General features: G+C 60.3%; 10 protein-coding genes. 2 read left to right on the top strand and 8 right to left on the bottom strand.

Features of this window, described 5'->3' with window-relative positions; all coding sequences use genetic code 11:
• Positions 1-1,030 precede the first annotated feature (1,030 nt).
• The 8 genes from SBC1_RS09900 to SBC1_RS09865 all read right to left on the bottom strand — a co-directional run bounded on the left by SBC1_RS09900 (position 1,031) and on the right by SBC1_RS09865 (position 13,439).
• Positions 1,031-3,430 (bottom strand): polysaccharide biosynthesis tyrosine autokinase, encoded by a 2,400-nt coding sequence (locus SBC1_RS09900; RefSeq protein ID WP_165091609.1) that lies wholly within the window; start codon positions 3,428-3,430, stop codon positions 1,031-1,033.
• Positions 3,431-3,463: 33 nt separating this feature from the next.
• A complete protein-coding gene (locus SBC1_RS09895) occupies positions 3,464-4,774 on the bottom strand; it encodes a polysaccharide biosynthesis/export family protein (RefSeq protein ID WP_165091606.1) in 1,311 nt (436 codons plus the stop codon).
• Positions 4,775-5,799: 1,025 nt separating this feature from the next.
• Positions 5,800-6,534, bottom strand: a complete 735-nt coding sequence (locus tag SBC1_RS09890) for a Crp/Fnr family transcriptional regulator (protein ID WP_062084044.1) — start codon at positions 6,532-6,534, stop codon at positions 5,800-5,802.
• 572 nt (positions 6,535-7,106) lie between these two features.
• A complete protein-coding gene (locus tag SBC1_RS09885; RefSeq protein WP_165091602.1) occupies positions 7,107-9,641 on the bottom strand; it encodes a glycoside hydrolase family 2 protein in 2,535 nt (844 codons plus the stop codon).
• Positions 9,642-9,814: 173 nt separating this feature from the next.
• Positions 9,815-10,774 carry a DUF1839 family protein gene (locus tag SBC1_RS09880; RefSeq protein ID WP_241202102.1) on the bottom strand — a complete coding sequence of 320 codons (960 nt, stop codon included), beginning with the start codon at positions 10,772-10,774 and terminating at the stop codon, positions 9,815-9,817.
• A gap of 74 nt (positions 10,775-10,848) precedes the next feature.
• Positions 10,849-11,889, bottom strand: a complete 1,041-nt coding sequence (locus SBC1_RS09875) for an amino acid--[acyl-carrier-protein] ligase (protein ID WP_165091598.1) — start codon at positions 11,887-11,889, stop codon at positions 10,849-10,851.
• A 3-nt stretch (positions 11,890-11,892) separates the two neighbouring features.
• A complete protein-coding gene (locus tag SBC1_RS09870; protein ID WP_165091596.1) occupies positions 11,893-13,191 on the bottom strand; it encodes an acyl-CoA dehydrogenase family protein in 1,299 nt (432 codons plus the stop codon).
• On the bottom strand, positions 13,188-13,439 hold the full coding sequence (locus SBC1_RS09865; protein WP_165091594.1) for an acyl carrier protein: 252 nt from the start codon (positions 13,437-13,439) through the stop codon (positions 13,188-13,190). Before SBC1_RS09865 ends, SBC1_RS09870 begins: the two co-directional genes overlap by 4 nt.
• Positions 13,440-13,797: 358 nt before the next feature.
• Between SBC1_RS09865 and SBC1_RS09860 the strand changes: the two genes are divergently transcribed.
• Together SBC1_RS09860 and SBC1_RS09855 are read left to right on the top strand one after the other, a co-directional pair.
• Positions 13,798-14,328 (top strand): GNAT family N-acetyltransferase, encoded by a 531-nt coding sequence (locus SBC1_RS09860; RefSeq protein WP_165091591.1) that lies wholly within the window; start codon positions 13,798-13,800, stop codon positions 14,326-14,328.
• A 159-nt stretch (positions 14,329-14,487) separates the two neighbouring features.
• Positions 14,488-16,188 carry an O-antigen ligase family protein gene (locus tag SBC1_RS09855; protein WP_165091589.1) on the top strand — a complete coding sequence of 567 codons (1,701 nt, stop codon included), beginning with the start codon at positions 14,488-14,490 and terminating at the stop codon, positions 16,186-16,188.
• The last annotated feature ends 54 nt before the right edge of the window (positions 16,189-16,242 follow it).

Here is a 16,242-nt window from a genome sequence, read left to right as displayed (position 1 = left end):
ACGCTTTCAAACCACGCTACCCTAAGTGTCCACAGCGTGCAGTTCCCATTCATGGGTGCCCCAAAAGCACGGTGCTCGCCAGAGCCACGGATGTGTGAACCCCTCTTTCTCCGAACACAGATACCCACACGCTTCGCCACCAGTGACTGAACCTGCCCAAGGGGCATCCCGCGCTACGCACGTACAACCCCTGCATGAAATGACCCGAATCGCGTAGTTATCACCCCGCGCAGTTCACTCCCCGCATTTCATACATCTCCCTCGTGGACCTAATACCCCCGATTCCCCGCAGGCCCGCCTAATCTCGTAGATTAAAAATGATTAATATAACTACTAGAATAAACGCGCCTCTTAGGTTTTGTGCTGTGCTGTGCTGTGCTGTGCTGTGCGGACCGTGACCGACTTGTTAAGCAATGAAGCAACAAATACGCGTGATGCCGTGCTGATCTCTGCGGGAGCTGGTGCTTGCCCGAGAGCGTTGGGGGCGAAGCGTGTTCGTGTCAGGATTCGCGAGAAGGAGGGGTTCAAACATCTGTGGCTCTGGCGAGCACCGTGCTTTTGGGGCACCTATGAATAGAAACTGCACGCTGTGGACACTTAGGGTAGGGTGGTTTGAAAGCGTTTTCTTTGCTTCGTTTCTTTGTCGCTTTGGACAAAGAAATGACGTGCCGCCACGCACAGTGGCTAATAGTGATAAAGAAATTAGCTAACCTAAGCAGACCACTAAGGCCGAAAGCAGCAACCCGGCATTGACTCCGACCGCTAACCCTAGAACCTAGCACCCCAGCGCCAATCCCAACCGCTAACCCCAGAACCTGGCAACCCGGCACCAACCCCGACCCCTACGCCCGAAACCGCCGGCACCCCAAACCCGTCCACCGGCGCAAGCGAAAAACCTCGTGCAAGCGAAGAACCCAGTGCGAATGAAAAACCAAATCAAAACGCCCGCTTGCGCGGGCGTCAAAAAACACTGGTAGCCTAACTGGCTATCTCATCTCACAACAAGCAAAACATCTCCCCCGAAAAATCTTCAATGCTTGACGTTGGCCGCGAGCGGATCGCTGGAATACGTATAGGCATATGCGTAATCATAAGTCCCCTTACGTCCACCGCTCTTGGCCGGCATGGCATTCAACACCCCACCCACGACCCTTGCATGAGCCCGCTTAAGCTTCTTCAGCGAATCAGCGATGTTCTTTTCGGAGTGAGCACCCGAACGCATTACCAGCACGGTAGACCCAGCCAAACTCGCAATCACAGCCGCATCCGGCACCGCCAGCAACGGCGGCGTATCAACAATGACCAGGTCAAACTGCTTCTCAAAAGCCTGCAACAGCGAAGCAAATCGAGCCGAAGTCAGAATCTCTGACGGGTTAGGCGGATGAGCACCCGAACCAATGAAGTGCAGCCCATGCACGCCTGTCTCACGAGCAGCCATCTCGAAGTCGGTCTGCCCGGTAAGCAGCTCAGTCAGGCCGCCATGCGAAGACCGTCCGAGATATTGAGCCAGCCGTCCACGACGCAGATCTGCATCGATAAGCAGCACCCGTTTGCCAGACTCTGCGAGCAACGCAGCAAGATTGGCAGACAAGAAACTCTTGCCATCGGACGGCGCAGGACTCGTAATGGCAATCACCCGGTTAGGCGCATCGACAAGCGCAAATTGCAGAGTAGCCCTAAGCCCGCGAAGTCCTTCAATCGATGTATCGAACGGATGCGTCGTTGAAAGCAAAGGCTGCGTGGCACTGCGTGAAGCCGGCAAAACGGTCGCGTTCTGAAGCGCCATTGCCACGGGCGTTTTCGCAGAAAGACCAAGCGTTGAACCCAATCCATCGCCTACCGACTGCGTGCCCAAACGCTTGGTGCCATTCGCCGTCGCCTTCGCGGAGGGCAGTGCAACCGGACGATCAAGCCGCACACGATCAAGCCGGGCTTGCTCGGCACTGAACGGAATGGCGCCGAAGATCGGCAAGTTAAAGCGGCGTTCAACCAGATCCGGATCGTCCACACCCGCAAAAAATGCACGCCGTACAAAGGCAAACACAACACCCGCGATCACCCCAAGCAAGCCGCCCGCGGCAATGATCAACGCGGCCTTCGGCTTGACGGGCTGCGACGGTACAAGCGCCATATCGATGATATGCACATTGCCCACCGTCCCCGCACGGCTGATCGACAATTCCTGGGTCTTGTTCAGCAGGGCAACATAGATTTCGGAGTTAACCTTCGCTTCCCGTTGCAGCGACACAGCCTGACGCTCGGACCCCGGCAACGTCTTGAACTGGTTCTCGAAGCGCGACTTCTCTACATTGAGCGCGGCGAGCTGCGCATCAATTGCACGGACTTCGTCGGCACCATCGGTAAAGCGCTGCAGTAGTTGTACACGCTGCATCCGCAGCGCGGCGATCTGGCGTTCATAGTCAAGTCCGCCGGACAGATACGTCTGCGCTTCCTGCGTGGGCTGGAATGATCCGGCGGCGGTCTGATATTGCGCCAACGCGGTCTCGCTGGCGCGCAATTCGTCGCGTACTCGCGGCAGCTCGTTGTTCAGGAAGGTCAGCATGCGGTTCGCTTCTTCTTGTGCACGCTCCGTACGCTGCTTGAGATAAGACGCAGCCACTGCATTCGCCACTTCCGTAATGAAGATCGGTTGTGCGCCACTATACGAAATCTGCACAATGCCGGTGTCCTTACCTTTCTCTCCGACCTGCATGCCGGCACCAAAGGCCTGCACGGCTTCGAGCTGCGAAGCACGCGTGACGAAGAACTCGGTGCCCGGACGCGCAACCAGTTGGCTCACCATCAGCGTGACGCCGTTGCCCGTTGCGACAGTTCCAGCCTCACCTTTGAGCAGTTCGTGATTCTCTGCGTCGAGCAACTCGAAGCGGCCTTCGCCAAGCGCACGCAACGTAAGACGCTGATCCTGCAGGATGGTCGGCACGGTCACCGAATCCACCTTGAACTCTTCACCACCCCAGGCGTATGAATCGAAGCCGAAGAGCGCGGGAAGGGGATGGCCGTTATGCGCGAACAACGACGTCAACCGGCCAATCACAGGCATGACATTCGAAGACGTGCCGAAGTTCAGCTTGAATTGCTCGACCACCGGGTCGATCACCGCGCGGCTCTTGATAATCTCGATCTCGGCGTCGGCTTGCAGCGAACCGCCAGTCGGCATCAGCGCTGCGGCAACCGAGGCTTGGGAGCTGTTGGGTGCGTTGGGGTTCGGTGTCTCCACCTGCACCAGCGCATCCGCCGAGTAGACGGGCGTTGACATCTTCGCGTACAGAACGGCGGCCAGCAGGATGCTGAGCGCAATGCCCAGCACCCACCAGATCTGGTCCACAATCATCCGCACCAGATCGCGCAGGACGAACTCTTCGTCCTTGGCCGGCGCAGGTGAATGTTCCAGCATTTCATAAGTACTCATGTCGCACTCCAGGCGTAACAAGTGACACTCGTGTCAGCGAGTGGTTTGTATGGTGTAGAACAGGGTCTGGATGGTCGGCGCGATCTGCTCGAGCACGCGGTTGAAACGTGCAGCGCTGGCAACCTGAACATAGATCACGTCACGCGGATGCAGGTCGAATTGCGTCATCAGCATCAGCGCGTCCACCTGCGTCATGTCCAGTTTGTACACGCTGAGATCAAGCGGCCGCGCAGCCGGCGCCAAGCTTCCATCGGCCGGGGTAATGGCGGACGTCTTGAGCATGCCGCCCTTCGCGAACTGCTGGTCCGAGCCACGGATCACATAGATCATGCGCGGATCGGCAGAGTGGGGGTCGATACTGTTTGCATTGGCGAGCGCGTCGGCGAGCGTCAGATGACCACGGTTCATCGGCACGGTCTGCGGCTTCGCCAGTTCGCCAAACAGGAACACACGGCTCTTGGTGCGATCCGGCACATCAATGATGTCGTCATCCTGCAGCAACACATTCTGCTGGATGTCACCGCGATCGAGCAGGGCGGCTACATCGACTGCGTAACGATGACCGTTGCGCGTGATGCCGACGTTCTGCAGGTCGGCATCGGGATTCGCTCCGCCTGAGCGGTTGATGGCATCGATGACCGACAGCGGCACGTCGGTGATCGGCTGCGACGAAGGCTGCTTCAAGTCGCCGGTGACCTGGACCTGCTTGCTATAGAAACCGGTTATGCGCACGTCGAGCTGCGGATTGCGGATGGTCTTCGAAAGACCCTTGGTCAAGGTTTCCTGCAGTTCCTGCGCGGTCTTGCCAACCGCTTGTACACGGCCTACGCGCGGAAAGAAAATGGTGCCGTCGTTGGCTACGCGCACGGTCACGCCGCCGGCTTCAGGGCCGCTTGTGCCACCCGTGGCGCCTGGAGCGCCAACCGGCGCACCGCCCGCTGCTGTGCCGCCGGGTGCTGCCGAGGGCAGCGGCGGTACGCCTGCCGCACCCGTGCTCGCCGAGATGCCGGCCGAGCTGAATTCGGGGTGATCCCATACCGTGACACTGACCTGGTCATTCACGCCAATGTGATACGCGTACAGCTTGCGAGTGTCCCTGGTGAGACAGGTCAGCGGACATACGCTCTCAAGCTTTGAATCGCTCATGCGCGGATGTGTCTCGAAGTACGAGACGTCGATCGGCTGGACGTGATACTTCACGTTCGCCTGGGCGACGCTTTCCGGTGAGGGTGTCTGGTCCAGCCTGTCGGTATCGAGATACGGTCCGGGCGCAATCGCGCAACCGGTAAGCGATGCTGTGAAGGTCGCGCCAGCCAGCAGTGATACGAGTAGTTTGATGTTCATATTAGTGGTCCTCGCGTTACGGATACGCCGAATCTCTTCGGCGCAAAGTCTCCTGCCCGTCACCGCGCAGTGCGCGTAAAGGGCGCTTCCCGTGCATGACATGTGCGCCTTTGCAGCTCCAGTCCCGGTATTACTCGCGACTGGGTTTCTTCCCCGGTCCACCCATCGCGGCAACCACTCGAGACAACAGCTAACGCTCCCCGCCTGACTATCGGGCGGGTGTTCACACAGGAAGAACCACAGGTTGAAAGGCGCGCGGCAGGAGAACCACGTACCTTCGAAAAAATCTGTATTGACTAGGTTGCTTTACAGCGTTGCTTCAATTCTGCTCGTTGCCTTTATCGCCGGTCTGCTCGCACTTGCCTGTCATGAAGGTCAAGGCCGAGGCGCGCATCTGGCCGTTCGATATGACATCGTGGCGTTTCTGGCAGGGTCGGTAAGTGCGCTTGCGCACGTTGCGCGTCTTAGTTCACACAAATACTTTTTGCATGAGACAGGGCGCGGAACGTACTTGACGCGGGACTCCTGAACATCTTGCTTATTACGTGAATACGTGAAGCAAAAACTTTATCGCGGCGCGTCGCCAGATTAATCAAGCGCGCGGCTCTTCGATTCAAATGCTTTTCAGATAATCGGCAATTCAGCATGCGCGACTCGAAAGAAGAATTAATGAAAGCGCCTTCAACGAATGCGAGCGTGCCAGTACCGGTCGATGCAAGTCGAACGCAACAAACCGGGTTATGTGGAGAACGTCATCGGCGCCCACGCCAACATCAGGCGCACGATCACGATTGCAGGAAGGGGTGGATACGCGCTCGGTCGGGATCGCGATGAACTGCAGCCGGCGAATCCGTTTCGCGAGCTTCTGCGATACAGGAAATTCCGCCGATCCTGAGGTCCATCCAACCGATCCAAACACTCCGAACAGCGAGGCCGATTCGCCAATAGCGCCCAAGGGTCGCATCAAGATACAAGCGCCGAACACTCAAGGCCATGGCCCTTCACTCCTGCACCATGCCCCGTGTTCAGTGAACCGCTTCAGCCTGATGCAGACGCGGCAGGAGCCGGTCGAATTCACGCTTGACGATGCCGTAGCATTCGCATGCACGCGACTCGAGGCCTTCGCGATCCAGGACCTTGATGCAACCACGGCTGTGATGGATCAGGCCGGCATCGTGAAGCTTGCCTGCGGCTTCTGTGACACCTTCACGACGCACGCCGAGCATGTCAGCAATCAACTGTTGCGTGACTTGCAACTGGTTCGACGTGGTGCGATCGATTTCGATGAGAAGCCAGCGGCACAGTTGCTTGTTGAGCGAGTGGTGGCGATTGCATGCCGCCGTTTGCGCAACTTGCGTGAGGAGGGCTTGCATGTACAGCAGCATCAAACGGCGCAGGAAGTCCGAACGGCCAAACTGTTCACGCAAGGCGGATGCGCTCATGCGATAAGCGAAGCCCGGGCATTGCACCTGGACGCGCGTCGGCATGGTTTCGCCGCCTGTCAGTACCGGCACGCCTGTCATGCCTTCACGTCCGACTGCTGCGATCTCTACCGAACCGCCGTCTTCCATCGTATGCAGCAGGGAGATGATGGCGGTGGTGGGGAAATACACGTGATGAATACGTTGCCCCGAATCACACAGCAATTGGTCGGTGCGAAGTTGAACCAGTTCAAGATGCGGCGTGAGGGCTTGCCATTCGTGTGCGGGAAGCGCACCCAACAAATGATTGCCGTGCAGGTCGGACTGAAGGGTCAGCATGATGTTCTTCTCTCGTAACTTTGCGCATTGCGCCTTACTTGTTATTTACCGGTCAGCGATTCGTTTCGTGGATGCATCTGACGGCATCCATCGAAACGTGTCGCGACCAGCCCCGTAAGCAACCCGGCATTGTCGTTTTGTTAAATTCGTTTTTCGACGGTGCCGGTGCTGCGAGACTCATTTAGCGAGGACCGTGCCAGCAATGCGCTATGTCAATGCCATCATGGGATCGTGCTTCAAGCGCGGTGAGCGCAAATCCGCAGATGGATATTTTTGTTTCACTCTTGAACATGGCGTCGGTGGACAGGCGCTATTGATGCGATTGATGCAGCGCACGCTTTCGTCTGCGCAATGCCTTACTGGTGGCCCGTTCGAGTTTTTTCCCGGACGTGCAAGGCGGCCCCGGGGGCTTGCGCGCTGACGGGTTGAGACGCCATTCGTCGGTTGTTTTGAAATTGATTCAGAACTGTTCCATCAACTTGGTGCGTTAGCGAACGCATTTGCTTCGCAGCGCCGCTTGACACGCTTGTACGGCCCGATGGAATGCATGCCGCCTTGCTCAGCATGGCCTTCTAACTGCGTTGGTAATGAATTGAAAACGTTGCGTTGAGTGCACGAACCTCACCTTCTGGCGGATGAGAAGTGTTGCGTTGGCGAGCAACCAGCGGGATACGGCGTTCGTGGCCGGGTGCAAGATGGAACCAGTCGAGCGTCGCGCGATAGCGCGGATCGACAATATGAACCCAGCGTGCCAAACGTTTGGCGCTCACTACCAGCTCCCAGTTCTCGTTGCTGGTTTGCTCCAATCGAACTTCGAGTCCGAGCTCGTGGCGCTGCGTGCAGGCGCGTTCGGGGAAGTGGAATGCTTCGGACAACACGGCACCGCTCGCTTTGTCGCGCAAGGTAATCACAGTGGCATCGTGGGCGCGTGGACCGAATCTATAAGCGTAGGTGAAATCGAAGAACTGGCCGAGCAGGTCAGAGGCCAGAATCCGCTCCGTGCTGCGTGCCGGGAGTGTTACGTCTTTCGATGCACTGGCCACTTTCGTCGCGCCGTCACGAAGGCACGCGAGTTCGAGACGGGCGTCGATGGGCGTGGCAGTCTCGTTGATCAAATGCACGTCGAGGCCGTCAAGGCCCTCGTCGGTGATGAGCGTTGCTACCGGACGCAAAACCTGCGCGAGGCCGTGCCAGGCGCTTTTGGGCGCTCCCAGGGCATCAATTACACCCCAGCCCGCACCCGGCCGCAGGTCCTGCAACTGCCACACGATCCCGCCGGCGCACGATGAGCCATGGCGACGCCATTCCGAGAAGACTTCGTTCATGAGCTCAGCCACAACCGCGCGCGACAGGTCGAGATAACGCTCGGGGTCCTCGTATCGAAGACGGGCGGGATCGACTTGGTAGAGCGTGCGCAGGTAGTGCTCGCGCACGTCGTCAAAGTCCCAGCCCGCGCCGGGGTCTCGCGGCACGGCGGCTTTCCAGCGCGGCTCATGCGGCTTCGATGCGAGCGGCAAGGTGTTGAGCGCGACATCGTCGGGGACGTTGGCGAACGCCAGGCATTCGCTGGCGAACCGGACGTTCGCGCGGCGGGCGTCTTCGAGCGGTCGCTGGTAAGCGCCCACGCCGTAGTAATGGGTCACGCCCGTGCGCGTGGCGAAGGGCCACGCGGTGATTTCGGCGGCCTCGGCGTCGCCAACGGGCACGCTCGGCGAGTTCATCACGTAAGGCACATCGGGCCGCAATTCAGCCACGATCGATGGCAATTGCCGCGTGAACAACGTTTGCGCGCGCAGTTCAGGCGGCAGGCCAAGCATGGCCCCTTGCTGGTCGGCTTCGCTGCCGCCGCATAACACGCCGAGAGAAGCGAAGCGCCGCGTGCGTGACAGGAATTGTTCGGCTTCGCGCTGGACACTGGCCGTGAAGGCCGTATCCGTCGGATAGTCGAAATTCGCAAATGCAAAATCTTGCCAGATCAAAATCCCGTATTCATCCGCCAATCCATAGAACGCATCGGACTCGTAGAGCATCGTGCCGCCCACTCGCAAGAGGTTCATGCCGGCGTCGCGGGCGAGCTGGAAAAACGTTTGCGCCTCTTCACGCGAACCGCTGAGCGACACGAGATCCGCGTGCGTCCAGCATGCGCCGCGCGCAAAAACGGGCACGCCGTTTACCACTAGCTGAAATCCATCGCCCGCCGGGCCGCGATCTACGCGCAGTTCCCTGAAGCCGATGCACCCAAGCTCGAGCACTTCGTTGTCAGCAAGTTCAAGCGCCACGCGATGCAAGGTTGGTTCGCCATGCGTATGCGGCCACCAGCGCGGCGCATCCGGAACGCGCAACGTTCCGCCAAGCGTTTGCGTATCGCGCCATTGCAGCGTTATTGATGCATCGTTGCAAACAAGTCGTGCGGTCTGTTCATGTTGCGGATGGACAAACGTAAGGGTCAGGTGAATCAGGCCGTCGTTGCCATCGAGGCCCGAATGCAGGTCCACATGATCAATCGACGTGGATGATTCCCCGAGCAATTCAACCGGGCGCCATGGGCCTGCAGCCTGGATCGCCGGGCACCAGCCGGGCATATGGCCGAGCAGGGTTGTGCGTACGTTGCGCAACGTAGCCGGTTGAGCGAGCCTTGGCCGCCAGCGCGCGCGGGTGCGTTTGGAGCCAAGCGCGGCATTCAGTGAACGAAAGCAGAGGTAGAGCGTGGCGTTGCCATCCAGATGCAGGTCGAGATCGTGCGCGACGAACATTGAATCGGAATCGAGTAGTTTTGTATCGTCGAGCCAGACTTCCGAAAGTGTTGCAAGTCCGTGCATGCGCAGCCGGCGCAGCCCTTTTTCGCATAGGACCAATCGATACCAGTGGTCATCAAAAGCGAATGCCGGCGGGTTCTCGAGATCAAGCTTGCCGGCCGCTTGCCACGCCGATGCAACCGTGCCCGGCACGGGCGCGGCGAGCCATCCGGCGAGCCGTTCGTCAGCCCTCAGCTCCGCGGGCGTGGCATAGGCGCCAGCACGCGTGGTGAGACACTCCCAGCCCTCGGACAACAGGTGTGGAAAATAGGCTGACGGCGAAGCACTGGCGCCGGGCGACGGGACGCTCATGGCGGTTTCCTCGAATGGCGTTGTAACGTGGCGTCGAGGCGACCCACTCTTATAGTGTGTAGCCGGCGCGCGGCCCCGGACGCGTCGCTGCTACCTTGTTTTCGGCTGGCTACGGCAAAACTTTAAGTCTGCCGGAATGGGCGGGCCGGGGCGGGCCGCCAATCGGCTAACCCTTAGCGGATCAGCGCGGCAAGCGGTTCCACGATTTTGTCGTAGGATTGTTCCAGCACATCGAAACACTCGTGACAGGGGTCCCGCCGGCCACGAGCAATGGCCCGCACCAGCCGGAACTGCATCACCATCGACTCGGTTGCGATGCGCTGCGCGGCCGTCGGCATCTCGTCGGGGATCGCGAAACCACGCTCGCGCATCCAGACGAGGTACCTCGACAGGAACTCGAAATTCGAGCCGAGTTGCCGCATCAGGTTGAAGGTGTAAAGGTGGAAGTGCTCAGGACCACGCTCGAACAGCGTCTCGAGATGCTCGGGAAAAGCCGCCCGCCATTGCGTGATCGGATTGCGTGCCGGACGCCGCTGCAAGTGTGCCACCAGCAGATCCGCCGATGCTTCCGCCAGCGCCGTGCCGCTCAGCGGTGGCCGGGCGCGCTTGCAGAACTCCACGTACGGAAACAGTATCTCGGGACGGCCATCGAGTTCCGGCAGCCTGCGAAATACGCCTTCATAGTCGTCGCCGTCCAGCACGAAGTAACCCGTGTTGTGGAAATAACCAAGCCGGCGCGAGCGCGGATCGATGTAATCCACGCCGATGGTCGTCTTCGTGTGATCGTGCCGGTATGACGTGGCGCGCGTATCGGGCAGGTAAAACGCATCGACTTCGGCCAGCACGGTATGGCCGCGCTGGGTCTGCGTGCGCACACGGTCTTCCAGTGAATCGTAGATGGCCAGTTCCTGGACCTGCAAGCCGTAGAGTTTGTCGAGGTCTTCCAGCGGAAACTTGAAGAAGGTGAACTGGTCGCCTTCGAAGTCCTGCGTGACCGTAAAGGCAAGCGCTGCGCGCGGATCGAGCCCATAGCCGTGCAGCAACTCGATCCACAAATCCACGTAGCAATTTGTTTCCGCCCAGACCCGTTCGCCCTGATGCAGCGAATGCGACTGGTGCTTGCGCACGCGCATGTGGGCTGGGTGCAGTTGCACAACCCGGCCGCGCTCGCGGCTGGAATCCGTGGCGCCGCTGCTATGGACGGCAGTCATGACAGTGCTCCGAGTCCGGCGCTGATACGCGACTGCGTATCGCCCCAGAGGAACTCACGCACGTCGGCCGGCCACGCCTTGACGTCGAGGCCATGATGACGGAAGAGGGCCAGCGTCGTGCGTTCCATGCCGAAACCGACGCATGCGGTGTGCGCCAGTTCACCGTCCGCCTGGGCGATCTTCCAGATCTCGCCGAAGTGTTCCATGTGGTAGTTGAACGACAGGCATGCGGTCGGCCGGTCGGGCGTTGCAACCGGGATCAGCAGTTCGAATTTCAGTTGCTGGGCGCGCTGGCTGTCGGCCACGATCTTGCCGCCACGGCCGAAGAACGGGTCATTGGCGAGATCGATTTCGAACGGCAGGCCAAGCATTTTCACAAGCAGCGAGCCACGCTCGATCCACTTCTGCCGGAAGTCCATGACCTGCTGCGGGCTGCCGAGGCGCACGTATTCGCGCATCCGGAACATCTGCATGCGGCCCGGATCAATGGACGGTTCATGGCGGAAACAATACGCAAACACGTCGACAGTCGCACCGTCTTCGGCCAGTGCGCCACGCTTGGCGATGGTCGGGTAGATCGGATAGCAAGCGGCCGGCGTCAGGACCAGGCGGGTGGGTTTCTGCTGGTCCATCCATTCGTCGGTGCGTTCTTCTTCGCCTACCGATACAGTCTTTTCGAGCGCTTCCAGCAGCCGATGATGACCACGGTCATTGCCCTGGAACGAGTGGATCGTGCCGGCGAGATCGGGGAAGCTTTTCAGGTATTCGCTGTCCTCGAAGTCATGGCGGCGCATGGCGGGAGGAAAGCGCAGCACTTCAGCTTCCTGGTCTGCGCCCAGCAGCGTGATTGCGTTGTTGAGGCGGTCGATCACGTCCTCGAATACCTGGCTGCGGCCATACAAGCCATCTTCGCCGGTGTCGATCAGGATTCCCGCTTCAATCAAACGATCCCGCAACGTGATGTCCGACGCGTTGTAGGTGGATGCTTGCTGTGCTTCGGCGGCTGCGATGGCCGCGTGTTCCGTTACCGTGTTCATGTCCTAGATTCTCCCCGTAGCCGGCGTGCGCTGCGCAAGCAGCAGGTTCGCCGTGTTCAGTTGGATGCGGTCGTTGCTGATCATCAGCGGTGCTGAGAAAAGATCGCGCAGATGACGCCCGACGCTGTAATCGGTGTTGTTCTTGTAGCCCGCCATGCCGCAGATCATCAGCGTTTCTTGCACGACCTGCAGCGCAGTCGACGAGATGCTGAGCTTGAGCGTGTTCATGTCGGAGGCGAGACTCAGCGAGGCGCCAAGCGGCGTATCGAAATCGCAGGCTTCCTGGGCATCGCGTGCAATGCGCTCCGACGAGGCTTCCGTTGCGGCATCGAGTGCAACCTTGAGGCGCGCCTGCATCATGCGTAACTGAGCAACTGCGTCCGCGAGCCGTCCCGCCGAAGGGGGCAATGCACCCGGCTTGCCGCGCGCCTGGGCACGGAAGAACTGGTGCGCGCGGTTCACCGCGTCGGCAGTAATGCCGATCCAGACCGATGCCCACAACGTATGCGAAACCGGCAACATGCTCTGGTCCGCAATCTGAGCAAACGGCACGGGCAGGATCTGCTCGGCGCGACCCTCGGCAACGAGCCGGAAGCTTTCGCTGCAGGTGCCGCGCATGCCGAGCGAGTCCCAGCCGCCGCGCTTTTCCAGCACGAGCGAGTCGCGCGGGACCACGATCAGCACCTGGTCCGACGCACTGGCCTCTGGGCTGCGGCGTGCGGTGACGAGGATGCAGTCAGCATGTTCGCCGTACGAGATGGTCGGTGCGAGCTTCTCGATCCTGAACGCGCCATCGACCAGTTCGACCGCACAGGCGCTGGTGCGCATGTTGCCGCCGATGGTCTCTTCGGACGTCGCGGAAGCGAGCAGCCATTGCTCGTCCACCAGGCGCGCGATCATCTCGCGTTGCCACGGGACTGCGTTGCCCTGATCGACGATGCACGCCACCTGGCTCTGATGCATTGCATACACCATTGCAGTCGATGAACACGCACGCGCCAGCGTTTCGCAAATGCGCGCCACTTCGGCAAGCGTCAGGCCGGCCCCGCCGAGCGCGGTGGGAATCATCGCGGACAGCAGCCGTTCGCGGCGCATTGCCTCGAAGGCTTCTACCGGAAAACGCGCGTCGCGATCGACCGCGGCGGCATGAAGCGTTGCGACTTGCGCCACGCGGCGGGTGGCGGCGAGCCACAGTGGCTCGGTCGACGCTTGCCGGACGCCTTCCACGATCTGTGCTGCCTCGACGGCGGCTTCTTCGGCCTTCACTGTTGCAAGGACGGCGACATCCGTCGAGGCGTTCATGCTGCGGCCTGCGCCAGTTGCAGTTCGGTCACCGCGGCGGCGATCGAGTCGATCGACGAAAACAGGCGACGCGTCAGCATGCGGTCAGGGATCTCGATACCGAACTCGTCTTCAACGGCGAGCATCAGATGAACCGTCGCAAGCGACGACAAGCCGGCGGCGTAGAGGTCCGCGTCATCGGCGAGCGAGTCAGCGGGAACGTCGAGCCGGGCGGATTCGGTAAGGATGCGGCGCAGTGCGGATTTCATGTCATAGCCCCCCAAAGAAGCGTCACTAAAGGTGTTTCACCTAAGACCGGCCGCAGCCGCTTGATATCGGCTTGGTTGCGGGACCGGAACCGGACTGGTCGTGCAATCGGCAACCTGGCGCACGTTTGTTTTAAAGCCTGGAGGCTTGTCCCGTGTGAACGGGTTTCAGGCTCTTGGTTTCGGGCTCTTTCTCGCGGCAGTTCGTCATTCGCCGATTGCGGTTCGGTTGACCGTATTTAACGGATTAGCAAGGGGTTGCGTCGGTGCGATGCCGCACGGAAGTTAAGTGGTCAACGACTTAAGGTATGAACATCGAACAAGCCGGTGTTTTCGGCTTTATCTGGAGCAGGACCGGCACATGAACTGGAAGGCACTCGACTTCGAGCAAATCACCGCACGGGAGCTGTATTTGATCCTGCGGGCGCGAAGCGCTGTGTTCGTTGTCGAACAGTCCCATGTGCATCTGGACCCGGACGGGCGCGATGAAACGTCCCTCCATGTGTTTGCAGTCGACGACATCTCGCGGCCGATGCCCGTCATGGCCTATGCGCGCTTGCACGAGGGCAGCACGGGGCAGGAGGCGTCGAACGTGGTTGTGGTGGACAAGATCCTCACCAGCCCGCTACGACGCGGCGACGGCACGGCTGCAGCGCTGATCGCACGAGTCCTTGCAGCAGCGGGCGAACGGTGGCCCGGGCGTGGTGTGCGTTTGCTGGCGCCGGTGAGCTTGCGCGGCTTTTACGAAGCATTCGGATTTCGCAAGGAGGAGGGGCCGTTTGTCGAGCGCGGGGTTCGCTTGATCGGGCTGATACGCAAGAGCCGTCATAACGGCCGGACGAGCCAGTATGCCGACGAGGTTGATTTCGTCGATACGGTCGAAGAGGTTTGAAGTTGTTCAGAACGCAGCAGTAAGAAGAACCTGAAGTCCCTGCAATACGTATCTGCAAGTGCCTAACGTCGGCATTAGACGTTTCCAAATGACACAGAGGACGCGAGTGACGTGCATTGCACGAACACGACGCCGACCTCTCCTTCACAGGGTTTAACAATGTCGAGTGTTTCGATCACGAATGGGCGAGACGAGCCGCAGGACGGGCGCGTCGAGACATGGAAGACGCCGTGGATGGCGCAGCGCGAGAAGATGGCGTCCGCACCTGCGCCGTCGCCGGCCGCAAAAGCGGCTCGTGCAGCGAAGCTCGCGGCCGACGCCGCTGAGTTGAAGCAACGCGCAGAGCTGAGCCGGCGGCGCCGCATGATGATCGCGCCGCTCGCATTTGCAGCGCTCACGGGGTTATTGCTCGTGCTGCATCAGAGCCGTGTGCTGGAACTGTTCTATCCGGCGGGCGCCGTGCTGGTCGCCGCGATTCTCTACAAACGTTCGCCCGCGCACTATCTTTCGTTCGTTGTGTGGCTGTTCTTCCTCACACCGGAAGTGCGGCGCCTGTCCGACTACTTCAACGGCACATTCAGCGACCGCAGCCTCATCATGCTGGCGCCGGTGATAGCAGCCGCGCTGTGCGGCATGAACCTGCTGACTCATTTTCGCGTCCTGATGCAGCGGCGTGCGATCCCGCTCACGCTGATCGTGCTCGGCATCTTCTATGGCTATGTGATCGGCATGGTGGGCGCCGGAATTGCAGCTGCGTCCTATACGCTGATCTCGTGGTTGTTCCCGGTGCTGATCGCCTTTCACATCATGGTGACGTGGCGGCAGTACCCCGACTATCACCGCACGATGCTCAAGACCTTTGTGTTCGGCGGCTTCGTGATTGCGGCGTACGGCGTGTTCCAGTACGTCAGCCCGCCACCCTGGGACGCGTTCTGGCTGCTGCAGTCCGGCATGGTCTCCGAGGGCGTGCCGCTGCCGTTCGGCATGCGCGTCGCCAGCACGATGAATTCGTCAGGCCCCTTCGCCATCGCGATGATGGCCTGCCTGCTGATGACGCTCGCCGCACGCAACAAGATGGCCTTCCTCGCGGGCGGCCTGGCCGTGCCGGCGCTGATCGGCACGATGTCGCGCAGCGTGGTCGGCGGCCTCGCCATCGGGCTCATATACCTGTTCGTCATGCTCGACGGCCGTAGCCGTTTGCGGCTGGTCGGCGGTGTCGCGGTGATCGTGCTGCTGTGTTCGCCGGTCGCGATGGTCGACGAAATCTCGGACAAGGCGATGGCGCGCTTCTCCACGGTGACCCAGCTCGATAACGACTACAGCTATCAGGTTCGCACCGAGATCTACGCCCACTTTCTTTCAGAGATGACGACCAATATCGCGGGGCAGGGTCTTGGCATGACCGGTCTCGGCTCGAAGCTCTCGGGCGATGGATCGTCGAATAATGTCGACTTCGACAGCGGCCTGATGGAAGTGCCGTACGTGCTTGGATGGCCCGGTACGCTGCTCTATGCGTCAGGGCTGCTGATGCTGATACTGCGCGCGTTTGTTGCCAGCTTCGCAAGGAAAAGCGATCGCTTTGCCGTGGCCGGCACGGCAGCAGCATTCGGCGTGTTGGCCATGATGGTGTTCGTCAATACGCTGGTCGGCTCGGGCGGCATGTTCTTTTTCATCGGCGTGATGTTGCCGGTTACCGGCTGGCGTTATGCACGCGAGATTCAACAGTCGGCGCGCGCCGCAGCCCTTCGTCCGGATGAACGGGCCGCCGCGGACGCTGCGCTCACGCCGTGCCGTGCAGCCACGGGGACCGTGGCCCAGCAGAACATTGCGCTGCCGTCCACGCTGACGCTGCGCACATGAGCGCCGTCGTCGATCAGTCCAATCAGCCTGCGGGATCCAGCCACGTGGCGGACA

This window comes from Caballeronia sp. SBC1 (genome assembly GCF_011493005.1).
In the GTDB taxonomy this organism is placed as follows: Bacteria; Pseudomonadota; Gammaproteobacteria; order Burkholderiales; family Burkholderiaceae; genus Caballeronia.
The sequence above is the reverse complement of the archived record's forward strand: the minus strand, read 5'-3'. Positions and strand labels throughout refer to the sequence as shown.